This is a genomic window from Streptomyces sp. NPDC111606, from assembly GCF_055656945.1.
In genome coordinates, this window is the sequence record NZ_JBVKBY010000010.1 from 55,502 (window position 1) to 79,065 (window position 23,564).

Annotated in this window: 22 protein-coding genes; 8 read left to right on the forward strand and 14 right to left on the reverse strand. The window is 71.4% G+C overall.

From position 1 onward, the window contains the following. Positions 1-25: 25 nt before the first annotated feature. Positions 26-1,528 (reverse strand): metallophosphoesterase family protein, encoded by a 1,503-nt coding sequence (locus tag ACZ7M7_RS31285; protein WP_472122582.1) that lies wholly within the window; start codon positions 1,526-1,528, stop codon positions 26-28. Positions 1,529-1,602: 74 nt separating this feature from the next. Continuing rightward, entirely contained in the window at positions 1,603-2,484 is an 882-nt protein-coding gene (locus ACZ7M7_RS31290; protein ID WP_472122585.1) for an MHYT domain-containing protein, read from the reverse strand. Between the two features lie 299 nt (positions 2,485-2,783). Here ACZ7M7_RS31290 and ACZ7M7_RS31295 point away from each other — a divergent pair, with 299 nt between their 5' ends. Together ACZ7M7_RS31295 and ACZ7M7_RS31300 are read left to right on the forward strand one after the other, a co-directional pair. Then, positions 2,784-3,683, forward strand: a complete 900-nt coding sequence (locus ACZ7M7_RS31295) for an arginase family protein (RefSeq protein WP_472122588.1) — start codon at positions 2,784-2,786, stop codon at positions 3,681-3,683. 186 nt (positions 3,684-3,869) lie between these two features. Then, positions 3,870-4,868 (forward strand): alpha/beta fold hydrolase, encoded by a 999-nt coding sequence (locus tag ACZ7M7_RS31300; RefSeq protein ID WP_472122591.1) that lies wholly within the window; start codon positions 3,870-3,872, stop codon positions 4,866-4,868. A gap of 49 nt (positions 4,869-4,917) precedes the next feature. On the opposite strand, the gene ACZ7M7_RS31305 is transcribed toward ACZ7M7_RS31300, so the two are convergent. After that, complete coding sequence (locus ACZ7M7_RS31305; protein WP_472122594.1) at positions 4,918-6,108, reverse strand: MFS transporter; 1,191 nt, start codon at positions 6,106-6,108, stop codon at positions 4,918-4,920. Between the two features lie 83 nt (positions 6,109-6,191). After that, positions 6,192-6,992 carry a DUF899 domain-containing protein gene (locus tag ACZ7M7_RS31310; RefSeq protein ID WP_472122597.1) on the reverse strand — a complete coding sequence of 267 codons (801 nt, stop codon included), beginning with the start codon at positions 6,990-6,992 and terminating at the stop codon, positions 6,192-6,194. Positions 6,993-7,120: 128 nt separating this feature from the next. Between ACZ7M7_RS31310 and ACZ7M7_RS31315 the strand changes: the two genes are divergently transcribed. From ACZ7M7_RS31315 to ACZ7M7_RS31325, 3 genes are all read left to right on the forward strand, one after another. After that, on the forward strand, positions 7,121-7,507 hold the full coding sequence (locus ACZ7M7_RS31315; RefSeq protein WP_472122600.1) for a metalloregulator ArsR/SmtB family transcription factor: 387 nt from the start codon (positions 7,121-7,123) through the stop codon (positions 7,505-7,507). Then, positions 7,504-7,995 carry an SRPBCC family protein gene (locus tag ACZ7M7_RS31320; protein ID WP_383625523.1) on the forward strand — a complete coding sequence of 164 codons (492 nt, stop codon included), beginning with the start codon at positions 7,504-7,506 and terminating at the stop codon, positions 7,993-7,995. Before ACZ7M7_RS31315 ends, ACZ7M7_RS31320 begins: the two co-directional genes overlap by 4 nt. Before the next feature lie 151 nt (positions 7,996-8,146). Next, a complete protein-coding gene (locus ACZ7M7_RS31325; RefSeq protein ID WP_472122603.1) occupies positions 8,147-9,514 on the forward strand; it encodes an ankyrin repeat domain-containing protein in 1,368 nt (455 codons plus the stop codon). 4 nt (positions 9,515-9,518) lie between these two features. Here ACZ7M7_RS31325 and ACZ7M7_RS31330 read toward each other — a convergent pair whose 3' ends face one another. Next, positions 9,519-9,896, reverse strand: a complete 378-nt coding sequence (locus ACZ7M7_RS31330; protein ID WP_472122606.1) for an ArsR/SmtB family transcription factor — start codon at positions 9,894-9,896, stop codon at positions 9,519-9,521. Between the two features lie 105 nt (positions 9,897-10,001). Here ACZ7M7_RS31330 and arsM point away from each other — a divergent pair, with 105 nt between their 5' ends. Beyond that, entirely contained in the window at positions 10,002-10,775 is a 774-nt protein-coding gene (arsM, locus tag ACZ7M7_RS31335) for an arsenite methyltransferase (protein ID WP_472122609.1), read from the forward strand. Here arsM and ACZ7M7_RS31340 read toward each other — a convergent pair. From ACZ7M7_RS31340 to ACZ7M7_RS31350, 3 genes are all read right to left on the reverse strand, one after another. Beyond that, entirely contained in the window at positions 10,684-12,081 is a 1,398-nt protein-coding gene (locus ACZ7M7_RS31340; protein WP_472123306.1) for an MFS transporter, read from the reverse strand. The genes arsM and ACZ7M7_RS31340 overlap by 92 nt on opposite strands. Positions 12,082-12,387: 306 nt before the next feature. Then, positions 12,388-13,143, reverse strand: coding sequence for a dienelactone hydrolase family protein (locus ACZ7M7_RS31345; RefSeq protein ID WP_472122612.1), 756 nt, complete (start codon positions 13,141-13,143; stop codon positions 12,388-12,390). 123 nt (positions 13,144-13,266) lie between these two features. Further along, the gene (locus ACZ7M7_RS31350; protein ID WP_383606030.1) at positions 13,267-13,887 is read right to left on the reverse strand and encodes an L-threonylcarbamoyladenylate synthase; all 621 of its coding nucleotides are present in this window, start codon (positions 13,885-13,887) and stop codon (positions 13,267-13,269) included. Between the two features lie 173 nt (positions 13,888-14,060). Here ACZ7M7_RS31350 and ACZ7M7_RS31355 point away from each other — a divergent pair, with 173 nt between their 5' ends. Then, positions 14,061-15,593: a helix-turn-helix domain-containing protein gene (locus tag ACZ7M7_RS31355; protein WP_472122615.1), complete on the forward strand. Its 1,533-nt coding sequence runs from the start codon at positions 14,061-14,063 to the stop codon at positions 15,591-15,593. Positions 15,594-15,719: 126 nt separating this feature from the next. On the opposite strand, the gene ACZ7M7_RS31360 is transcribed toward ACZ7M7_RS31355, so the two are convergent. The 6 genes from ACZ7M7_RS31360 to ACZ7M7_RS31385 are packed head-to-tail and all read right to left on the reverse strand — an operon-like array spanning position 15,720 to position 21,140. After that, positions 15,720-16,970, reverse strand: coding sequence for a cytochrome P450 family protein (locus ACZ7M7_RS31360; RefSeq protein ID WP_472122618.1), 1,251 nt, complete (start codon positions 16,968-16,970; stop codon positions 15,720-15,722). Further along, a complete protein-coding gene (locus ACZ7M7_RS31365) occupies positions 16,967-18,205 on the reverse strand; it encodes a cytochrome P450 family protein (RefSeq protein ID WP_472122621.1) in 1,239 nt (412 codons plus the stop codon). The genes ACZ7M7_RS31360 and ACZ7M7_RS31365 overlap by 4 nt, the downstream gene beginning before the upstream one ends. Next, positions 18,202-18,846, reverse strand: coding sequence for a GTP-binding protein (locus ACZ7M7_RS31370; RefSeq protein ID WP_383625506.1), 645 nt, complete (start codon positions 18,844-18,846; stop codon positions 18,202-18,204). The genes ACZ7M7_RS31365 and ACZ7M7_RS31370 overlap by 4 nt, the downstream gene beginning before the upstream one ends. Next, positions 18,815-19,180: a DUF742 domain-containing protein gene (locus ACZ7M7_RS31375; protein ID WP_472122624.1), complete on the reverse strand. Its 366-nt coding sequence runs from the start codon at positions 19,178-19,180 to the stop codon at positions 18,815-18,817. The genes ACZ7M7_RS31370 and ACZ7M7_RS31375 overlap by 32 nt, the downstream gene beginning before the upstream one ends. Then, positions 19,177-19,599, reverse strand: coding sequence for a roadblock/LC7 domain-containing protein (locus ACZ7M7_RS31380; protein WP_383606012.1), 423 nt, complete (start codon positions 19,597-19,599; stop codon positions 19,177-19,179). Before ACZ7M7_RS31380 ends, ACZ7M7_RS31375 begins: the two co-directional genes overlap by 4 nt. Next, entirely contained in the window at positions 19,596-21,140 is a 1,545-nt protein-coding gene (locus ACZ7M7_RS31385; protein ID WP_472122628.1) for an ATP-binding protein, read from the reverse strand. The genes ACZ7M7_RS31380 and ACZ7M7_RS31385 overlap by 4 nt, the downstream gene beginning before the upstream one ends. A gap of 619 nt (positions 21,141-21,759) precedes the next feature. Between ACZ7M7_RS31385 and ACZ7M7_RS31390 the strand changes: the two genes are divergently transcribed. After that, positions 21,760-23,520 (forward strand): fatty acyl-AMP ligase, encoded by a 1,761-nt coding sequence (locus ACZ7M7_RS31390; protein WP_472122631.1) that lies wholly within the window; start codon positions 21,760-21,762, stop codon positions 23,518-23,520. Positions 23,521-23,564: the final 44 nt, after the last annotated feature.

The following is a 23,564-nucleotide window of genomic DNA, read 5'->3' on the forward strand; positions in this document are numbered from 1 at the left end:
ACCCGCGATCCGTGCAAGCCCGCGATCAGTGCAAGGGGATCGTCACCTCGTCCTCGACCGGCGGGTCGACCTCCTGCGCGCGGTTGCCGGTCGCGGCGTAGCAGCGCAGGCGGACCGTCTCCGGTGTGACGTCCAGACGCAGGAAGCACTTGAAGAAGGGCGGGCTGTAGGTCGCCGAGCTCGGCGAGAACAGCTGCGTGTAGATCTTGCGCACGGGGAGGCGGAACCGGGCGGTGCGGTCCGGACGTCGGCCGGCGCCGAGCAGACTGGCGACCAGGCGGGTGCGCCAGGTGATGCGGGTCGTGGTCTGCTGGGCTCGGGTCAGCGGGATGCCCAGGCGCTCGGCGACGACGGCCGCGGCCTCCGCCTCGGTGACGGCGAAGAAGCGACGCAGGTGCAGCCTGCGGCCGTAGAGCTTGCTGTAGAAGGCCAGGGAGTCGCCGCGCAGCGGGTAGCAGCGGAACTCCTTCTCGGTGACGTTCGCGATGTCGACCCGCGGGATGGTGTGGGTGGCGTGCATGAACGCGCCGCCGCCGCCCGCGACCACGTACTGGATCGTGCGGCCGTCGACCTGGACCGGGTAGCGCTGGTAGTTGTGGATGTCGCCGCCGATCGCCGCCACATAGCGGTGGGCCGGGTCACGGACGATCTCGTCGACCGTACCGCCGCCCTCGATCGTGCAGGGGTGGTGTGCGCCGTCCACGTACAGCGGCGAGCCGGTGATGAGGATCTTCGGGCGGGGATCCTTCGACACCTCGCGCAGCCACGCGCCCTGTTCGGCGTCGATGGTCCCGAGGAGTCCGGTGTCGATGCCGATGATCCGCACCGGCCCGGTGTCGATCGCCCAGTACGGCCCCGGCTGGACGGCCTGTTGGACCTCCGCGGACCTCAACTCACGTGCGTCCGCGAGTCGTTGGCCGTCGTTCTTGCGCGGGCGGTGCCACAGCAGCGACCGCAGCCGAGCCCGGCTGAGCGGACGCGGTGCGGGCTCCGGCGCGAGGGGCGGGGCGTCGTCGCAGAAGACGCGCATGAACGCGCCGAGGTCCTCGTACCAGTCGTGGTTGCCCGGTATCGCGTAGATGGGTGCCCGGTAGTCCTGGTACGGCCGGAAGAACTTGGTGCCGTAGTCGTCGGCGCTGCCGACCGGATAGATCACGTCACTGGCGAGGACCGCGAACCTGGTGTCCTGACCCGCCTTCAGAAAACCGGGCACGACGGCGTACTGGGGATCGTCGCCCTCGCCCGTGTCGCCGATGACGAGGAACGAGAACCGGTCCGGGTCGTCGCGCCGGATCACCTTGTCGGCGGGCGCGCCCGCGGCCGTCCGCTGCGCCACCCAGCGGCCGCGGGTACGGCCCGTGGGGTCCCCGAACCAGGACGCCAGCACGCCGTTGCGGGCGGCCCACAGCATCTTGGGGTTGAGCCAGGAGATCTTCTCGACCTCGGTCGGCATCAGCCGCTTGTACGTACCGAGTTCGGGGGCGCCCCAGCCGGCGCCTTCGGCGGTATCACGTGAGGAGTCAGACACCTGTGCACCGTAACAATGATCTAGAGAAGGCCGAGAGGGGGAGCGCGGACCCGGCGCGTCGCCGCGCTCCCGGGTCACCACTTGCGGGCGTACGGTTCCCGGTTGGGCTGCGGAGTGTCGGCCGGGGCCCTGAACCCGGGGGCGCGGCCGGGCTGTTGCCGGGTGCCGGACCGCGCGGCCGTGCCGGTCTGCCGTGCCGTACCGGGGCGGCTGCGCTCGCCCTCGCCGAGGACCAGGAGCGGGTCGAACATGACCACCACGCCGGCCAGGACGAGGAAGACGATCGGTCCCAGGAGCATGGGAAGCAGCAGCGAGGAGGACGAGTCGCCCGCCCATGACGCGCCGGTCGCGCCGTGCAGATGGACGCTGACGGCGGCCATGCCGGTGTAGTGCATCCCGGACACGGCCACGCCCATGACCAGGCTGGCGCCGAGACTGGTCAGGAAGCCGCGGATGGTGACGGCCGCCCACAGCGCGGCGGTCGCGGCGACGATCGCGATCAGGACGGAGAGTGCCACTGCGAACGTGTCGTACCGGATGCTGCCGTCGAGGCGCAGCGCCGCCATGCCCAGATAGTGCATGGCTGCCACACCGAGTCCGGTGACGACGCCGGCGCCGGCCAGTGTGCCTCTGCTCGCGCCCAGGTAGCCCACGACGAACACGCCGATGCCGACCACCACGATCGCCACGGCGAGGCTGAGGACGGTGAGACCGGCGTCGTAGCGGATCCGGGTCTCCTCGACCTCGAAGCCGATCATGGCGATGAAGTGCATCGTCCAGATGCCGCAGCCGATCGACGCGGCGCCGAGCGCCAGCCAACCGGGTTTCCACGACTGTTCGTCGAGCAAGGACCGGACGATGCACCGCAGTCCTAGCGCCCCTCCCAGGCAGGCCATCAAATAGGCCGCCACCGGGGTCACCGCACCATAGCGGAACCCGTCAACCGTGCCTTCCATAAGCCAACTCCCCCCAGAGTCATGGCCAGTTGTGGAGCAAGGTGTACGTGTGAAGGATGTGCAAAGCAAGCCTTTACCGCCGGTAGCCGTTGAAATGTGTATCACCCAGGGTCAACTCCGGTCAGGTTGCGGCGAGTTTCAGCCACAGGGGAGCCGCACTCTTGAATGCCGGCCAGTAGGGCGGCGTGCACGACCTCCGGCCTTCGCCGCACCGGCCGACCACAAGTGGTGGCCGTCCACCGGATGTGGCACAGATGGAGTGGGGGAGCGACGGCAGGCAGTGACGGGAAGGGCCGGAAATGCAGGAGCTCGCGATCATCGAGGCACCGTCCGTCCTCGGCCTGCGGCCGTCCGGGGTCCAGGACCTGCCGACGGCTCTGCTCGACGCCGGCCTGCCGGACGGGCTCGACGCGGTACGGGCCGGTTGCGTCGAACCGCCGGCCTACGACCCGACGCGCGACCCCGACACCGGAGTCCTCAACCCCCAGGCCATCGCGGAGTACTCCGCCCGCCTCGCCGACGCCGTAGGAGACGTCCTCGACAGCGGCCGTTTCCCGGTCGTCCTCGGCGGAGACTGCAGCATCCTGCTCGGCAATCTCCTCGCCCTGCGCCGCCGCGGACGCCACGGCCTGCTGTTCCTCGACGGCCACACCGACTTCTACCAGCCCTCGGCCGAGCCGTACGGTGAAGCGGCCTCGATGGACCTCGCCCTGGTCACCGGCCGCGGCCCCCGGCTGCTCACCGACCTCGAGGGCCGCGGTCCCCTGCTGCGCGACGAGGACGTCGTGGCCCTGGGTTTCCGCGACGCCGACGAGTCGGCCCAGGCCGGCATGCAGCCGCTTCCCCCCGCACTTCAGGCGATCGACCTGGACGCTGTGCGCGCGGTCGGCGCCGCCACGGCAGCACGCGGCGCGGTCGATCGGCTCACTGCCGGCGCGAGTACCGGGTTCTGGGTCCACCTCGACGTCGACGTCCTGGACGACGCGATCATGCCGGCGGTCGACTACCGCCTTCCCGGCGGGCTGACCTGGGAAGAGCTGGAGAGCGTGCTGCGGACGGCACTGGGCGACCCGCGAGCCGTAGGGCTCGACGTCACGATCTTCAACCCTCGCCTCGACCCCGACGGCACCATCACCACCCGGCTGGCCGAGTGTCTGCGCCGGGGGCTGTCGGCACGGACGGATCGGGTACGCGACTGAGCGGGCCGCCCCCGCAACGCCACCCCCCTGTATCGACGCCCGAGCGCCGATGTTGCCGAACCGGCAACGGGGTTCGCGACGCCGCGGCACACGACCCCACGATGGCGGGACGACGCGCGGAGCCTGGCGGCCGCCCCAGAGGCCGCGATGCCCGGCGCGCCCACCGATCGGAGTTCCGGAGGACTCATGTCGCACCCCGCCCAGACACCGGACGCCACACACCGCCTGGTACCCGCTCCCGCCGGACGGCTCCATCTCGCGGAGGCGGGGACGGGGCCCCTCGTCCTCCTCGTGCACGGCTTCCCGGAGTCCTGGTACTCGTGGCGCCATCAGCTCCCGGCGCTGGCCGCGGCCGGATACCGCGCCGTCGCCATGGACGTGCGCGGCTACGGTCGCTCCTCCAGGCCGGAGTCGGTCGACTCGTACCGGATGCTGGAGCTGGTGGAGGACAACGTCGCCGTGCTGGAGGCCCTCGGTGAGCAATCCGCGGTGATCGTCGGGCACGACTGGGGCGCGACCATCGCCGCGACCTCCGCGCTGCTGCGGCCCGACCTGTTCCGCGCGGTCGGGCTGCTGAGCGTGCCCTACACCCCGCCCGGCGGTCCGAAGCCGAGCGAGGTCTTCGCGCACATGGGCGGCCCGGACGAGTTCTACGTCTCCTACTTCCAGCAGCCAGGTCGGGCCGAGGCCGAGATCGAGCCGGACGTCCGCGGCTGGCTCGCCGGCTTCTACGCCGCACTGTCCGCCGACACCCTGCCGGCCGCCGACGCTCCGGACCCGCACTTCGTCGGACCCGGCGGCACGCTGCGGGACAGGTTCCCCGCCGGCCGACTGCCCGCCTGGCTCGACGAGTCGGACCTGGACGTCTACGCGGGAGAGTTCGAACGCACCGGCATGACCGGCGCCCTGAACCGCTACCGGAACATGGACCGCGACTGGGCAGATCTGGCCGACCACTCCGGCGCCCCCCTCACCCAGCCCTCGCTGTTCCTCGGCGGCGCACGGGACGCTTCGACCACATGGCTGGCAGACGCGATCAAGGCCTTCCCCGCGACCCTGCCCGCCCTGCGCTCCTCACAGGTCCTCGACGGCTGCGGCCACTGGATCCAGCAGGAACGCCCCAAGGAGACCAACGCACTGCTGACCGACTGGCTCGCTTCCCTGCCGTCCCCCGAAAGCGCGTAGCTGCCGCCGACCGGCTCGGACCTGTGCGGTGCACCGTGCCCGCACAGGTTCAGGCCTCCACCGGTACCGGCCGCCGCAGCAGATAGGCGGCCGCGCTCGAAACCAGGACGGTCATACAGGCGATGAACACCAGGCCGGCGCCTTCCAACCCCATCGGTTCCGTCAGGACGCCCACACCGATCACCGGAACCGAGATGCCCGCGTAGGCCACCACGAACAGCGTCGAGATCACCGCCGCGCGCTGCTCCGCCGGAGACGCCGCGGCGACCGCGGACAGTGCCCCGCGGAACGACAGCCCCTGCCCGATTCCGCCGACGATCGCGCTCAGCACGACCAGCCACAGCAGGTCCCACCACAGCGCTCCCGCGAGCAGCGCCAGCCCGCCGAGGAGCACGGCGCAACCCAGCGGCAGCGATCGCCCCACCCCTACGGGGCCGACGGCCAGTTGCCCCGCGGTCGAGGCGAAGAAGGCCAGCGCCACGACCAGCCCGCTGACGGCGTGGTTGCGTTCGTCGAGGGACTCGGCCAGGAACGCCGGGCTGACCGACGTGAACACCCCGAACAGCGCGAAACCCACGAACGAGGCGATCGCCGCCGGCCCGAACACCGCCCGCACCTGCGCGGGCAGGCTGGGCCGTTGCGGCCGCACCGTACGCAGCGACCGCCGCTCCCGTACGGTCTCCGGGAGCCACACCAGCACGGCGACCGCGCCCGCCACGAGCGCGAGGTGCACGACGAACGGCAGGTACAGCGGCCACGGAGCGTACTGCGCCAGCACTCCGGCGAGCAGCGGACCGCAGCCCAGCCCGCCCATGTTGGCGGCGGTCGCGACCAACGTGGCCCGGGAGGCGCCACCTTGCGGGGCCAGCTCCATCACGTACGCCGTCGCGGCCCCGGTCAGCAGGCCGGCGGACAGTCCCGACAGCAGCCGCCCCGCGTACAGCCAGCCCAGCCCCGTGGCGCACAGGAAGCAGACGGCACTCGCGGCCGCGAAGACCAGTCCCGACAGGATCACCGGACGCCTGCCCACGGCGTCCGAGGCGTTGCCCGCCAGCAGCAGCACACCGATGACTCCGAAGGCGTACACGGCGTAGACGACCGTGACCGTCAGCTCGGAGAACCCGAACTTGTCCTGGTAGTGGCCGTACAGCGGAGTCGGCAGCGTGGTGCCGGCCATGCACACGGCGAACACCGCCCCGCTGAGCAGACACGCGAGCCACCCTTGGCGATCACCGTCCATGCCGCCGACGGTAAACCCCGCTCACCTGACGGCAGGACCGTCGGGCGGCGGTCGGCATGTCGCGTCGACGTCAGGTGCCGTCGTCAGGCGTCGTACTCGTCGGGCAGTCGCAAACCGGGCCCGCCGACCTGCATTCCGAGCGGCTCCGCGCGGCCCTTGGGCTCCTCCCACACCTCCTGGCGGCCGAGCGCGGTGAGGTCGAGGTGCGGATAGCCGTTGTGGAACTCCTCGATGCCGCGGCCGAACGTGGAGTAGGTGTGGAAGACGTCGTCCCCGACGCGCAGAAACGCGCTGATGCCCGGATAGTCGCCACGCATGGCCTCCGACCACGGCGTTCCGGCCTCGGCCAGCTCGGCCTCGGTGCGCTGGTCAACCTCGACCGGCGCGACCCGGTCGTCGACGGTGGCGTGGAAGTCGTAGTTGAAGTCGCTGCCGGCCGAGGAATACCAGGGGAACGTCCACCCCATCCGCGCCCGGTACGCGGCGAGCTTCGCGTACGGCGCCCGGCTCACCGCGGCCAGCGTCGTGTTGCGGACGTGCAGCTGCCGCAGCCTGGCGGGGATCTGGTCGGCCGCGGAGGAACAGCTCGAGCAGCCCGTGTCGCGGGGGTGCTCGGTGCCGTCCGCGGCGATGTCGTAGGTCCACATGAAGTGGTGCATGACGAGCTGGGGCCGCCCCTCGAACAGGTCGAGCAGACCGACCTGCCCGTCCGGCCCCTCGAAGGTGTACGGCTTGTCGACGCGCACCATCGGCAGCCGCCGCCGCTCGGCATTGACCCGGTCACGGGCCCGCGTCAGCTCCTTCTCCCTGGCCAACAGCTCCCTACGGGCGGCGACCCACTCCTCGCGCGACACCACCTCCGGCAGGTTCGCCATCGAAGTCATCCGAGTTCTCCCCACACGTCTGGTGCCAGTGGACGAGGCGGGCACATGTCCAGCTTGCGCCTGCCCCACAGGGGACGCATATCCGCGCCCGGGCTTGTGATGCGTAACCGATGGGTTACGCTTTTTCCGTGGACGAACTGACGGACGTGGCGGACGCGATCGCCGATCCCGTGCGCCGGGAGATCCTGGTCATGCTGCGACACGCTCCGCTGACCGCGGGCGACATCGCCGCCGGATTCTCGATCAGCCGGCCGGCGGTGAGCCGTCATCTGCGGGTGCTGCGCGAGAGCGGCCTCGTCCGGGACGAGCAGTCCGGACGTCATCGGCGCTATTCGCTCAACCGCTCCCGGCTGGGGCCTCTCACCGCCTGGCTCGCCCAGTTCGACACCCAGCGGTCCGACTGGTCGCAGCGTCTCGCGGCGCTGGAGACCGAGGTCCACCGGACGCGCAGGGACCGCACCCGTTCGACCCCCGCCGACACCCCGCGAACCGCGCACCAGGAGGACACGGCATGAACCCTGAACCCACCGGGCAGCTCGTACCCACCCCGACGGGGTACGACCTGATCATCACCCGCACCTACCGTGCCCCGGTCGACGACGTCTGGGCCAGTGTCACCGAACCGGAGCGCACCGCCCGCTGGTTCGGCCCCTGGCGCGGCGAGGCAGGACCAGGCCGGACCGTCGAGGTGCAGCTGGTGTTCGAGGAGTCGGCCCCCTGGTACCCGATGCGGATCGAAGCCTGCGAACCGCCGCACCGACTCGCCGTCATGACGGACGACGCCGTCGGCTCCTGGTCGCTGGAGCTGCTCCTGGCCGAGGCCGACGGCACCACCGAGCTCCGGCTGATCCACCACCTCACCTCGACGGAACAGCTCGGTGAGACCGGCCCGGGCTGGGAGTACTACCTGGACATGCTCACCGCCGCCCGCACGGGCGGGCCCCAGCCCGAGTTCGAGCAGTACTACCCGGCGCAGAAGGCGTACTTCGAGTCCCTGAAGTAGCCGACTTGCGGGGCGAGGGCAGGTGCTGGGCCCGCATAAATCCGGTCGCGGCCCAGGAACGGCGGAACTACCCTCACCTGGGCCCGTCTTGCCTGCTCGTCGGAGCGCTGGACAGACGGGCGGTCGGTGCGAGGCGGGGGGACAGCGAAACTTGGACGGTACGGAGCTGGTCGCGGCGGTACGACGCGGGGACGCAGAAGCCGTGAGGGCGCTGCTGGAGTCGGGAGCCGCCCCGGACACCGTCACCGACGACGGGCTGCCGGTGCTGTGTCTTGCGGTCGACGCCTTTGCCGCCGGGGTCGCGAAGGCGCTGGTCGAGGCGGGCGCGGATCCGGGCCGGCTGCTGCCGGACGGAACGACTCCGCTGGTACGGGCGGTCGAGGGCGGTTCACCGGCGACGGTCGAAGCCGTCCTGGGCAGAGAGCCGCGACTACGCCTGCCCGAGGCGGAACGGGAGCGACTGCTGGCCCTGGCCCGGCGCTTGCACGAGTCCGGCGCGGAGGACGCACTGCGGCGCCGGACGGGCGCGTCCGGCCCCGCCCACCGCGTCCGGGTGCTGGACGACGAGTACGACCACGTGGATCAGCTGACCCTCGGCGGCCGCACGGTCCGCGCCGGGCACAGCGCGATCCTCACGGATCTGGAGTGGGCCTTCCGCATCCTGACGCCCGTGGCCGAACTGGTGGCCAGAGCGGTGGCACCGCGCGATCCGGACCATGTGGCCTGGGCGTCCGCAGGGTTGGTCCTCAGTCAACGCCGCAGCAAGGAGACGTGGTCGGCCGTCACGGCGTACCGGCACAGCCCGGATCCGCATCACCGCAGGTTCGTCGTCGACGTGATCTTCTACTACGTGATGGGTCACGCGAGCTGGCGTAACTCCTATGAAAAGGAGGCAGCGGACCTGTTCGTCGCATGGACTGCCGAGGGTGAGGAGGACCCCGAGGTCCTCGCCGTGGTGCTCCGCGTCCTGAGCGACACGGGGCACCGGGAGACGGAGGGTGTCGGACTCCGGTACGCCGACCACCCGGACCCCCGCGTCCGCGCCCGGGTTCCCGACCTGCTCCTCGAGTGGGAGGCGCCGCCGCCCTACTGGAGTCCGGAAGCACGGGCCGCACTGCTGGTCCTCGCCGCGGACGAGGACGGGGACGTGCGTGATCAGGCCGGCCGGGCGCTCGCTGCGGCCCATGACGGCAGCCGCGAGGTGACGGACGCCCTCGTCGCGTTGCTGCGGGATCCGGTTGCCGCTGTGCGGGGCGGCGCCGCGGAGGCCGTCGCTCCCGGCAAGGACCGTACGGCGGCGGTCGCCGACGCTCTCGCGGCCCTGCTCGACGAGGATGAGTTCACGACGCGTCTCAACGCCGCCCACGGCCTGCTCCGGCGGGACGACGCGCGTACCGATGAGGCGATCAAGCGCGTGGGCTCGTTCTCCCGCCCCGGTTACGAGGACGATCACCGCATCTCCGCGTTGTGGACCTGGCAGTGGGAACGAGACCACCCTCCGACGCCCACCGAGCAGTGAGCAGTCAGGCGGGCGCCTGCGCGGTCCGGGGCGTGGTGAGGAATGCGGCGAGCTTGTCCAGGGCGCCCGGCAGCACCCAGTAGTAGACCCACGTGCCACGGCGTTCGCAGTCGATCAGGCCGGCCTGGCGGAGCAGCTTGAGGTGGTGGGAGATCGTCGGCTGGGACAGGTCGAACGCGGGTGTCATCTCACACACGCAGACCTCGCCGCCCTCCCGCGAGGCGATCATCGACAGCAGACGCAGCCGGACCGGGTCCCCGAGCGCCTTGAACACCTTGGCCAGCTCCACCGCCCGCTCGTCGCCCAGCGGCGCGGACGCGAGTCGGCCGCAGCAGGCGCCGTCCGTGTCCTGACCGATCACCTCGAGCTCTTGTTTCGACATGCTTCTATGTTGACGTTTTTCGATCCAAGACGCAAGCTTGCATCAAAGAACATCAATACAAGCCGTTCCGGGGCGTGACCGCGCCTCGTCACCCAGGAGTCAGACATGACCGAGCAGTCCACTGACCTGCGTGAAACCGTCCGCATGCGATACGCCGCAGCCGCCGTACAGGTCACCGAGGGCGGCACCGCCTGTTGCGGGCCGCAGCCCGTCGAGGTCGACGAGAACTTCGGCTCCACCCTCTACGCCGCCGACGAACGCGACGCCCTGCCCGCCGAAGCGGTGGCCGCCTCCCTCGGCTGCGGCAACCCCACGGCCGTCGCCGAGCTCCGTGAGGGCGACCGCGTCCTCGACCTCGGCTCCGGCGGCGGTATCGATGTCCTGCTCTCCGCCCGCCGCGTCGGCCCCACCGGCACGGCGTACGGACTGGACATGACCGACGAGATGCTCCAACTCGCGCTCGCCAACGCCGCGAAGGCGGGCGCGACCAACGTCGAGTTCCTCAAGGGCACCATCGAATCGATCCCGCTGCCCGCGGACACCATCGACGTGGTGATCTCCAACTGCGTGATCAACCTGTCCGTCGACAAGCCCGCCGTCTTCGCCGAGACGTTCCGCGTCCTCAGGCCCGGCGGCCGTCTCGGCGTCTCCGACGTGGTCGCCGACGACACCCTCGCCCCGGAGCAGCGGGCCGAGCGCGGCGACTACGTCGGCTGCATCGCCGGCGCGCTGTCCTTCGCCGAATACCGGCAGGGTCTGGAGGCCGCGGGCTTCACGGACGTCGAGATCACCCCGACCCACCCGGTCGCCGACGGCATGCACTCCGCGATCGTCCACGCCACCAAGCCCCGCACCGGCACGAGTGGCCCTTCGAGTTGAAGGCAGGCGTGTCGTGCGCGACGGGAAGCTCCCGTCCCAGGAGCGCGAGCGGGGACAGCGCCATGATCATCGGCGACAGCATCATGCCTGCCGCCGTCACCAGGAGACTTGTGCGCAGCCCCCACTCCTGCGCGAGGAACCCGCCGAGCAGGGAACCGAGCGGGGTCAACCCCCCGCCGACGAACGTGATCGTCGCGGCCGCGCGGCCCTGCATCCCGTCCGGAGTGACGGCCTGCCGGACGGCCATGACCGTGACATTCACCAGCTGGCCGCCGAACCCGAACACGAAGCCGACCGCGAGGAGAGCGGCAACCGTCGCGGCGGAGGAGCCGTGCAGCGCGGGCACACACAGGAACGCGCCGTCGCCGACTGCTGCCGCACCCACGAGCACCGCGCCATGACCGAAGCGGCTCGGCAGGCGCGCGGCCAGCAGTGAGCCCAGCAGCGCACCCGGTCCCGCCGCCGCAAGCGCCAGCCCCACGACGGTGCCCGACAGGTGCAGTTCCCGCGGCAGGAAGAGCAGATAGACGGTCATCGTGGCCGCGAAGGAGAACTGGAAGGCGGCCGAGGCCAGGCACACGGTCCGAAGCGCGGTATTGCGGGCGACGAAACGCAGGCCCTCGTGGATTTGCCGCCAGACCCGAGAGGGGTGTGGGTGTTCCGGGCGGGCCGGGAGCGATTCGGACCGGCGGATTCGCCGGATCGACAGGAACGACAGCGCGAAGAACATCGCGCTGGAAGCGGCAGCAAGGGGCGCCGACAGCAGCGACACCAACGTGCCGCCGAGAGCGGGACCGCCGATCTGCGCCGCGGACCGGCTGCCCTCGAGCGCGCTGTTGCCTCGCACCAGTTGGTCGCGTTCCACCAGTCGTACGAGAGACGCCTGGTATGCCACGTCGAAGAACACGGACAAGGCCCCGACGGCAAAGGCGAGCGCGAGCAGGCCGTGCAGGTCGAGCCGGCCGAAGAGGCCGGCCAGGGCGGCGGCGCCCAGTGCCACAGCCCGGCCGACGTCGGTGAGCACCATGGTCGTGCGGGTCCGCCACCTGTCCACCCACGCGCCGACGAAGAGCGAGAGCAACAGGATCGGCGCCTGCCCCACCGCCCGAAGGGCGCCCAACTGGGCGGCACTGGCATGGAGTGTCAGGACGGCGAAGAGCGGCAGAACCACCAGACTTGCGTGTTCACCGAGTTGGGAAGCCGTCTGACCCAGCCAGAGTCTGCGGAAGTCGGCGTTGCGCCACAGGCTCGACGGAGCAGGGCGACCGGAATCGGATACGGAAGAGGAAACGGACGGCACGGGGATCCCTCGGGTTGCCGACAACGAGGCCGTCACCCGGCGCACCACAGGCGCACCGACGGTTCAGGCAGGGGAAAGCTCGCTGTGCCGCAACATCAAGGGCAGCACGCGATGACAGGCCGGTCACGGCCTACAACGTCAACGCGCGCTCGGAAGACCGACCATGCCTCAACTCCTCCTGGCTGACTCGCTGCACCCAGACCCTAGCCCTCGACGGCCCGACGCGAAAACCTCATTTCGCGGCCACCCGACGCCCGGTCGACCCGGCAAACTCGCCCGGCGTGAGCCGGCGCTCTTCGGCGACGTGAGTGCTCACAACGTCCGCTTCAGCAGATCGAGCAGCGCCGCCCAGTGCCGCTCGTCCGCGGCCTTGTCGTACGCGGCGGTGTCGGCCTGGGTGTAACCGTGGTGGGCGCCTTCATAGACCTCGTACCGGTGGCGGACGCCGGCCTCGGTGAGCGCGGCGGCGAGGCGCTCCATCTGCTCGGGAGGCATCGAGTGGTCGGCGTCGGCATGGCCGAAGTACAGCTCGGCGGTGACGTGTTCGGCGGCCAGATGCGGGCTGTCCGGCGCGTCGGTCGCCAGCTGCCCGCCGTGGAATCCGGCCGCCGCGGCCACCCGCTCCGGGTAGGCACCGGCGGTGCGCAGGGCGAGCCGCGCGCCCATGCAGTAGCCGGTGAGGGCGACGGGACCGTCGGCGAACTCGGGCCGCTCGGCCATCCAGCGCAGATAGGCGCCGGCGTCCCGCACGGCGAGCTCGGGCGTCAGGGCCCGCATGACCGGGCCGATGCTGTCGAACAGCCCGGGCCGGGTTGCGGGGTCGATGAACTCGGGCAGATCGAACACCGGGCTGCGCCCGTGCCGGTAGAAGACGTTCGGCACCAGGACCGCGTACCCGGCGCCGGCGAGCCGGTCGGCCATCGACCGCAGCTGCGGACGCAGCCCGAAGGCGTCCTGGTAGAGGAGGACGCCCGGGCGGGGAAGTCCGTCGTCCGGGTGGGCGAGGTACGCGTCCGCTGCACCGTCCTCGGTGGGGACGTCCACGTCTGTTCCCTGTACGGAGGTCATGGGGGTTGCCTCTCTGAGCGGTCCATGGCGAACGCGTCGCCGACCCGGCGGAACCGGGTCGCTCACAGGGTTTCAGGCACCAGACAAACGGGCCGCGGCACCCCCGCCCACTTGGGGACGGCTTTACTCGAACCGGGACGTGTCCCCCGCTCCCTTCCGCACGATCTCGGCCTCGCCGCCCGAGAAGTCGATCACCGTCGTCGGCTCGGTGCCGCACTCCCCGGAGTCGACGACCGCGTCCAGCACATGGTCGAGCCGGTCCTTGATCTCCCATCCCTGCGTCATCGGCTCCTCCTCGTCGGGCAGCAGCAGCGTGCTGGACAGCAGCGGCTCCCCGAGCTCGGTGAGCAGCGCGTGGGTCACGACGTGGTCGGGGATGCGCACGCCGACCGTCTTCTTCTTCGGATGCTGGAGCATGCGCGGCACCTCCCTCGTCGCGGGCAGGATGAACGTGTAGCTGCCGGGCGTCGACGCCTTGATCGCGCGGAACACGTCGTTGTCGACCCGCACGAACTGGCCGAGCTGCGCGAAGTCCTGGCAGACGAGGGTGAAGTGGTGCCGGTCGTCCAGGCGGCGAATGGTCCGGATCCGGTCGATGCCGTCACGGCTGCCCAGGCGGCAGCCCAGCGCATAGCAGGAGTCCGTCGGATACGCGATGAGCGCACCGGCGCGGACGCTGTCGGCGACCTGGGAGATGGTGCGCGGCTGAGGATTGTCGGGGTGCACGTCGAAGTACTTCGCCATTCACCGAGCCTATGCCCTGGAGGCCATGCGGCTGCGCAGGCACCCGAATAGCTGGTGCGTCCATGTATCGGTTCGGCCGGTCGGGCCGTCCGGCACAGTGTTGATGAGGGCATGTGAGGTAACGTCCCGGGCGGTATGCCGTGAGTGACGTGCAGGGCGAGGTGAAGGCCGACATGGCTGGCAGAGAGGACGGGGTCCGCCGGACGGGGGCGAGGTGCGCCGAGGCCTCCGCGTGGGCGGAGGAGTTGCTGGACCACCTGCGGCCGAACGGACGGGACGTCGGCAGGGTCGTCGCCTGGCTCGCCGAAGCCGTGCAGGGCACCGCCTCGCTGCAGGACGACACGGGCGCGCTGCTCGCGGGCACGCTGCCGGACCTGGACGGCGACCTCGTCGCGGCCGTCGCCGCCGGGCGGATCGCGTCGGCCGCCTGGGAGGGCCAGGGCCGCCACCTGCGTCTGGTCCGGGTGTCGTATCCGAACCCGGCGTCGGCGGGCGTGCTCGCCGTGTCGCGCGAGACCCCCTTCGACCGGCGCAGCTCCGACATCGTCACGCACACCGTCCGGGTCGTCGAACTGCTCCTGAAGGCGGGCGAGACGACCGCCGCGGGGCGCCGGCTCGAACAGGCGACGTCCGATCTGCGGCTGGCGATCCTGCAGTTGCTGATGGTGGAGGACACCGTCTCGGCGCGTCGCGTCGCCGCGGGACTGTGGCCCGGCCTGCTGGACACGGACTCCGCGTGTGTCTACGTCGTCGAGTGCACCGTGGAGGAGCGCGACGGGCTCGCCGAGGAGTGCATCGACGCGACGGGCGAGCGGGCGCTGGTCGTGCTCTGCCCGGCGGTGGACGAGCACGTCATCGTCGTCACGCCGGGCGAGGCGGAGGCCCGGGAACTGCGGACGCTGATCGGCCCCCGCCCGCGCACGTTCATCGGCGGCAGCGCCCGCCAGAGCCTGGCCCGCATCGCCACCGCGTACGGGCAGGCGGTGAGCGCCCTGGCCGTGGCGCACTTCCGGCCCGGCAAGGCCGCGGTCTACGCCGAACGCACCCACCCCGAGCGTTTGATCGACCCGGCGCCCCTGCGCGGCTGGGCGGCAAATGTCCTGCACCCGCTCGACACCCTCGCGCACCACACCCGCGCGGAACTGCTCGCCACCACCCGGCTGGGCCTGGAGTTCACGGCCGTGAGCGCGGCCAAGGTCCTCGGCGTCAGCCGCAACACCGTCCGTGCCCGTATGGAACGCGTGGAAGCCCTGCTGCGGACGGACTTCTCCGACGTGACCGCCCGCGCCGTGGTCCACCTGGCGCTCAACACCCAGGTGAGCCTGGCGGACGTACCCGACACCGACGGTTCGGCGGCAACGGCTCAGGCCTCGCTGCGCGACCTGCTGTCCGGGCCCGCCCTGCGCACCTGGGCGCAGGATGTGCTCGCGCGCCTGGAGGACGACACGCGTGACCTGCGCCGGACCCTGCGCACCTGGATCGCCGAGGGCGGCAACGCCGAACGTGCCGCGCAGACCCTCGGCGTGCACGCCCAGACCGTCCGCGAGCACGTCCGCAGCGCGGAACCCGTTTTGGAACGCCAGCTCCTCGCCGGCGGCAGCGACCTGTACGAGGTCGTCCTTGCCCACCTCGCGTTGGGTGACCTGGATCAGCCCGCCCTGCCCGCGCCGAAATCGGGCCTTCCGGACTCACTTGTGCACAGGTGAGTCCCCGGGGCGGCACATCGGGCACGGATGCGATACCCAAGGCCTCCACCGTCGACGTAGGTTCGACTTCCCGCGGGGGCACGACCGGAACGGGGGACCGGTCGCGTCCCCGCGCGCGCGTCCGGTTCAGGCCTGCAGCCGCACCGGGATCTCCTGCCACCCGAACGCGATGAACGACGGCACCTGACGCAGCTCGTCCGAACCGACGGCCAGCTCCAGGCCGGGGAAGCGGTCGAACAACGCGGGCAACGCCGTCAGGGCCTCGACACGGGCCAGCGGAGCGCCGATGCAGCGGTGCACTCCGATCCCGAACGCCAGATGGTCGTCGGCCCCGCGCGACACGTCGAAGCTGTCCGCGTCCGGCCCGTAGTGCACGGGGTCCAGCCCGGCGGCGGCGTACGTGGTGATGATGGCGTCCCCGGCGGCAATGGTCACGTCGCCCACCTCGATGTCGGTGACGGCGAACCGCAGGGGAAGGGACGCGATCGACGGATGCACCCGCAGCGTCTCGTCGATCACCGCGTCCCAGCCGATCTCCCCGGAGCGTACGGCGGCCAGCTGCTCGGGGTGGGTCAGCAGGGCGACGACCGCGTTGCCGATGAGATTGACGGTCGTCTCGAACCCGGCGCCGATCACCAGCAGCAGCGTGTACAGAAGCTCCTCGTCGCTGAGCCGGTCACCGTCCTCGTCGCGCACCCGGATCAGCTCGGTCGTCAGATCGTCCCCGGGGTGCTCGCTGCGGTGCGCGATCAACGCCCCCAGCACCGTGCCGATCTGCTGCTGCACGAACGCGGCGTGCTCCGGGCTCGGGTCGGAGGTGTCCATGATGGCCGCGATCAGCTTGGCGGTGTCCTCCCGCAACTCCTCGGGCACACCGAACAGTTCGCAGATCATCCGCATCGGCAGCGGGTGGGCGAACCCGGCCTTCAGATCGACCACCGCACCGCTCGCGTCGTCCGCGCCGCCCTTGTCGAGCGCTTCGAGCAGCTCCGCGGTGATCGCCTCCACCCGCGGCCGCATCTTCTCCGTGCGCCGCTGGGTGAAGCTCGGCGCGACCAGCCTGCGCAGCCGCGTGTGGTCGGCGCCGTACGTCGACAGCATGTTGATCACGCCGACCCAGCCCAGGATCCAGCCCCAGGAGGGGTGTTCTCCAATTTCGGGCCACAGCCGCCAGTGTTGTCGGGGGTCCTTGCTGACCCGCGGGTCGAGGATGAGTCCCTTCAGGGTGTCGTAGCCCGTGGGTGCCCATGCGGGGATGCCGCCGGGCAGCTCCACGGGCACGATCGGGCCGAGGGCGCGCAGCCGGGCGCTCTCGGCGGCGATGTCGGCGCCGAACGGGTCGATGGCAACGCGGTCGAGGCGGTCGGTCACGGTCACGACGGAACTCCTGGATGGTCGGGGGAGCGAGGGCTGAACCGGACGGGCAGTGAGGTCAGCGAACGGTGGAAGGGGCCGGGACGCCAGGTCAGGCGCGCCCGGGGCAGGACCGGCTCCAGGTCGGGCAGCCACTGGGTGAGCCGCTCGATCGCCTCGGTGGCGATCAGCAGCGTGTGCTGCCGGACCGGGCAGGCGTGCGGGCCCGCCGACCAGGACAGGTGCGAGGCGTCCTTGGGGTGGCGTCCGCCGGAGACCTCCTGCTCGGCGAAGTGCGCGAGCGCCCCGTAGGAGACGACCACCGGCACCGCGGCCCTGATCCACGTGCCGTGGAAGGACACCGGGTTGCGGGCGTAGTGGATGCCGTAGTTGGCGAGCGGCGTCTCGTGATGGAGCACCTCCACCACCGCGTCCATCACGGGGCGGGCGCCGCTGGTGAGGGTGGAGTAGTACAGCGGGTTGCCGAGGATGCGGGAGAGCGCGTTCGACACCAGGTTGGCCGTCGGCTCGTGCCCGGCGCCGAGGGTGAGGAACACCTGCCAGGTCACCTCCTCGGGGGTGAGCCCGGCGGGGTGGTCGAGGAGCCGGCTCGGCAGGTCGTCGCCCCGCCGCTCGGCCTTGGCGGCGATCAGCTCCAGCACGTAGCCGCCGAACTCCGCCTCGCCCTCGGCCGCTTCGGCGCCGCCCTCCATCAGCTTGCCCAGGGCGGCGTTGAGCCGGTCGCTCTGGCTGTCGGGCATCCCGAAGAGGCTGTTGAACACCAGCGCCATCAGCGGCCTGGTGAACTCGGCCACCAGATCGGCCTGGCCCTTCGGCCCGAACCGGCCCACCAGCACCCGTACCGCCCGGTGCACGCGCGCCCGCAGGTCGTGCGGCTCGATCAGGTCGAAGGTGTCGATCAGCGAGGTGCGGTAGCGGACATGGGCCGTGCCGTCGGCGAACAGCGTGTTGGGCCGCCAGCGCATCATGCCGAGGATCGGCGAGTCGTCGGCGACCGTGGCCTCCCACGGCCGGGGGTCGTGCGAGAACGTGTCCGTGTCGTGCAGCAGATCCAGCGCCGCCCGCCGGTCGGTGACGACGTACGCCGGCACGCCCGGCGCCAACTCCGCCCAGCCGACCGGGCCCTGGGCACGAAGGGACTCGTAATAGCGGTACGGATCCAGCGCGAAGCCGTCCTCCCACAGCCGCACGGGAGCGGAGCGCGAGAAGGTCTGCATGTCGGGGGAGTGGGTGGTCACCGGTCCTCCGGAACGTGACGGTCGATCAGGTGCTGGACCAGCGCGAGCAGCGCGTCCACGGACGAGTCGGCGTCCCGCGCGTCACAGGTCACCATGGGTGTGCCCGCCTCCAGGTCCAGGGCGGCGCGCAGTTGTTCCTCGGTGTGGTGCCGGGGCGCGTCCGGAAAGGCGTTGAAGGCGACCGCGTACGGCAGTCCCGTCTCCTCCACCAGCCCCAGCACGTCGAACGACGCGTCGATCCGCCGGCTGTCGACCAGGATCAGGGCGCCCAGCGCGCCGTACGCGATGTCTTCCCACAGCGCCCGGAACCGTTCCTGCCCGGGCGTGCCGAACAGGTACAGCACCACCCCGCCGGGCAGGCTGATCCGGCCGAAGTCGACGGCGACGGTGGTCGTCGTCTTGTCCCGCACCCCGGCGAGATCGTCCACCTGCGCGGACGCCTCGCTGAGCGGCTCCTCGGTGTGCAGGGGCCGGATCTCGGAGACGGAGTCGATCAGGGTCGTCTTGCCCACGCCGAACGGGCCGGCGACCAGGATCTTGACCAGGTCGCGGGCGGTGTCGGGCAGGTGGATGTCCGCGGCCGGGCTTGCGGTGCCGGGGACGCCGGTGTCACGGGTGGTGCTTGAGGGCGCGAAGGCCATCGGCCACTCTCTTCAGCAGGTCGGGGTCGAAGCGTCCGGCGGGTGGGATCGGCGCACGGGCCAGCGCCAGGTCCCGGTCGACGAGTTCGGCCGCCAGTACACGCACCGCGGACACCGGCAGCCGCAGCAGCGCCGCGGCCTCCACGACCGTCAGCGAACCGGCGTCCAGGGCGTCCAGCAGGGCGAGTTGGGCGGCCGGCAGACCGGCCGGTGCGGCGGTGCCGGTGCCCGTGAGCACCGACAGCCGCTCCAGCTGGGGCCGGCTGGGCCGGGCCACACCGCCGGTGGACAGATACGCGGGAACCAGGGGACGGCCGCCGCGGCGGCCCGTCATGCCCCTGCGTCGCCGTCGCCGCCTCGGGGCGCGGCGGCCATCGCCTTCTCGCCCAGCCGCGCCACCTGCGAGTGCACCCGGTGCGCGAGCAGGTCCAGGCGCACCTCCTCGTCCCCGTAGGCGGCCACGCAGGTGCCGTGGTCCGTCGGCACGATGAGCACATACCCGTGGTCCGACTCGATCACCACCTGCCGTACCTCGGCGCCCTCCCGGTCGGCGAACGCCGCTGCCGCCGTACGGCACGCCGCCTGCACGGTGCTGGTGATCGCGGCCACCCGCTCGGCCGAGGGCCGGCTGAGCGCGTCTGTGTAGCCGGTCACCAGTCCGTCCCGCGTGAGCAGCACGGCGGCGACCACGTGCGGCACCTGCAGGATCGGATCGAGCACCCACGCCGTGTCTCCCGTATCGCGGCTGGTCATCGAGCCGTTCCCCCTTCATGGTCGGTCAGTTCGGTGTCGTTCGCCGCGGCTTCGGTCGGCCGCTGCGCCGCACGCTCGCTCTCCGGCTCGGTCTTCGGTACGGCGGTGGAGGCGTCGTCGGCGTCCTCGTCGGGAGCGGACCGAGCGGCTGCGGTACCGGCCTGCAGCGCACCCAGCGCGGCGGCGGCCCGCTCCGGTCGGCGCACCGCGGGCCGCGATGCGGGCATGTCACGCGTCGCCGCGGCGACCTGCGCGCGACGCCGGCGCCGCGGCAGACCACCCGTGTCGCTCGGGGCCCGATGCCCGGATACGGGGTCGGAGGCGTCGGCGTCATGGTCGGCGCCGTATCCGTGCGAGGTGCCGGACGCCTCTGCACCCGGGGCGATGTCGGCGGATGCTTCGGTGCCGGGGTCGTCGCCGACGGATGCTTGGGTTCCGCTGTCGACGGGTGTCTCGTCCCGGGAGGCCGTGCGCGTGGAGCGCGGCGCACTCGCCGCGGGCGGTCGCTCGCCGGGGTCGATATGGCTGAGCAGATGGCTCTCGACGCGCAGCACCGCCCGAACCCCGCCGTAGGGCGACGGCGAGGACACGTCCACGCTCAGATCGAACTGTCTGGTCAGCTGTCCGATCGCGGCGAGACCCATGCGCGGCGGATCGCCGAGGTCGGTGAGGAGGATCGGCTCCGCACCCGCCACCAGCCGCTGCGCGCGGGCGCGTTCCTCCTGGGTCATGCCCAGGCCCGCGTCGTCGACCGTGACGCAGACGCCGTGATGGACGTGCTCCAGGTTGACCACGACGTCCGTGTCCGGTGCGGAGTGCCGCAGGGCGTTGTCGAGGAGTTCGGCGACGATGATCGCGACGGGCTCCACGGCGTGGGACACGAGCGCGGAGCCGGCGGTCAGGTGGTTGTGGACCCGGACCCGGTGGTAGCCCGCGAGCCTGGCCTGGCCGCCGGTCACCGCCTCCACCAGATGCGACTCCTCCCGGGCGAGCCCGACCCAGGCCCCGCACACCACGGCCGCGACCTGCGCCCGCCGCAGTGACTGCTCGTTCTCGTGGTCCAGTTGGAACAGGGTCTGCGCCAACTCCGGGTCGTCGTACTTCTGCTGAAGCTGCCGCAGGGCGTCCTGCAGCCGGTACAGGGCCGCCTGGATCTCGCGTGTGGCCCCGCGCATTCCGGCCTGTGCCGCCGCGTCGATGCGCGTGCGCTGGGTGGACAGCTCGGTGCGCAGTCCGTTCAGCACGTTCTCCAGTGCGGGACCCAGCGGCGACTCCGCGGTCTGCGGATGCAGCGGGCCCGGTACGGCGACATGGGGGTGAGCCAGCTGACGGGCGGCGGCAGGGAGGCGATGCGCCGCCAGATGCTCCACCTCGGCTGTGAAGGCCTGCAGTACGCCCTCGAGTTGGCGGCGCAGCGCGGCGATCTCGGCGCGCTGCTTGGCCTGTTGGCGCTGTGCGTGCAGCAGCCCGCCGCCCAAGGCGAGCGCGGACAGCATGCCGACGGCGAGACCGCCGGTCGCCAGGTCCGGTAGTTCGATCATCGAGTCGGTTCCCCAGGAAGTCGGTTCGGGGCAGTCGGGCAGCGCTCGGTCCGCGGCCGTGGGACGAGGCGTTCGCAGCACAGTACACACCGTCATCGACCGATCTCGCACGGTCGATCGATACTTGATTTCGCAACTGCCGGAGCTCTGCTCACTTCTGCCTGAGACTGTCTGTATTGCCTACGGAGTACGGGAGTTGGTGCCTTTGTCTGCCCCGGGGGGTGTCGTATGGGGCCGACCACAACGGCCCGGACAGCTGCGGCCCGGGCACCCGGGTAGCCGTGGTGTCCGGGCCTTCGTCTGTCCGGGAGTGGTTCCATCCGGATGCGGCGATCGGGTGTGCGACATACGTCACTGCACGAGCTGTGCTCGGACACGTAGGGTTAACACCCGTTCGGCCCGTCGGACCGAACGGAGTTGCTATCGTTCAACTCGCCGGTAGCAAGCGCCACGGGGGACGTGAGGGGTCGGCGGATCAGCGTCGTCGCTCCTCGGCGAGTCGTCGGGACGAACGGTCGGGCAAGGGGGCCCGGACCGATCAGGCTGCTGTGTCCATCCAGCGGCCGAGCCTCGAACTCCAGTTCCTCGCCCACCGATCCAGACAGGTGAGACTCGCAACATGGTTCGATCCCTGGTCGATCTGCTGACCAAGCACGCCGCCCACCACCCCGACCGAACCGCGTACCGCTACCTCGTCACCGGCGACTGCGACGGTGAGATCCAGGAGATCTCGTTCCGCAGTCTCGCCGACCGGTCCCACGCCGTCGCCGCCTGGCTCCAGGAGCGCGGCCTGGCCGGCTCCCGCGCCATGCTGCTGTATCCGCCCGGCCCGGAGTTCATCTGCGGCTACCTCGGCTGTCTCGCGGCCGGTGTCGTGGCCGTCCCGGGCGTCCCGCCGCAGGGCCGTTCGCAGAACCACCGTGCCCTCACCCGGATGAAGCGACTCATCGCCGACGCCGACGCCAAGGTGATCCTGGGCGGCCGCGAGGTGATCACGGCTCTGTCCGGCATGGTGGAGCACCTGCCCGAGTTCGCCGACATCACCTGTGTCGCCACCGAGGACATCCCCGACGAGGCGGCCGCCGACTGGCGCGAGCCCGACCTCACCGCCGACTCGGTCGCCTTCCTCCAGTACACCTCCGGCTCCACCTCCGCCCCGCGCGGCGTCATGGTCACCCACGGAAACCTGCTGGACAACGAGCGGGTCATCACCGAGCGCATGGGCCACACGCCGGACGTCCTCGCCGAGTACGGCCACGAGATGTTCGTCAGCTGGTTGCCCGTGTACCACGACATGGGCCTCATAGGCCCCGTCCTCAACACGGTGTACCTCGGCGCGACCGCCACCCTCTTCTCGCCGCTGCACTTCCTGCAGCAGCCCCAGCGCTGGCTGAACGCGATCAGCCGCTACCGCCCGCACACCAGCGGCGGCCCCAACTTCGCATACGAACTCTCCCTCAAGCACGCCGGACCCGGACTCCTCGACGGCCTCGACCTCAGCAGCTGGCGCGTCGCGTTCAACGGCGCCGAACCCGTACGCGCCGCCACCCTGCGCCGCTTCACCGAGACCTTCGCCCCGGCCGGCTTCCGCCGCGAGGCCCTCTACCCCTGCTACGGCCTGGCCGAGGCCACCCTCATGGTCACCGGCGGCACGGTCCACACCCCGCCCACCCTGCTCCAGGCCTCCGAGACCGGCCCGCACGCCGGCCGGACCGACGCCGCGGCCGTCAGCTCGGGCCGCCCCGGACCCGACCTCACCGTCGCCATCGCCGACCCCGAACGGCACGAGGAACTGCCCGAGGGCGAGATCGGCGAGATCTGGGTGCGCGGCGCGAGCGTCGCCAAGGGCTACTGGCGCAACGCCTTCGCCACCCGCGAGACCTTCCGCGCGACGCTGGCCGGGCACGAGGGCCGCTTCCTGCGCACCGGCGACCTCGGGTTCCTGCGGGATGGCGAACTGTTCGTCACCGGGCGCCTAAAGGACCTGATCGTCATCGACGGACGCAACCACTACCCGCAGGACCTGGAACTGACGGCCGAGATGTCCCACCCGGCCCTGCGCCCCGGCTGCACCGCCGCGTTCTCCGTGGAGGCCTTGGAAGCCGCGGACTCCGTGGCCGGGGGCGACGGGGGAGCGGCCGGCGAGCAGCCCGTCATCGTCGCCGAGATCGCCCCGGACGCGGCGGCCGAGGCGGAGAAGATCATCGACGTCATCCGCAGCGGGATCGGCGAGGCCCACAGCCTGTCGGTGCGTGACGTCGTCCTGGTCCAGCCGGGCACCATCCCCAAGACGTCCAGCGGCAAGATCCAGCGCCGGGCCTCCCGCGCGGCTTACCTGGGCGGCACCCTCGCCGTGCTCGACGCGCCCGTCCTGAGCTGACCCGCACGGTTCACCGTCGTACGGCCACGGCCACAGCCTTTGCC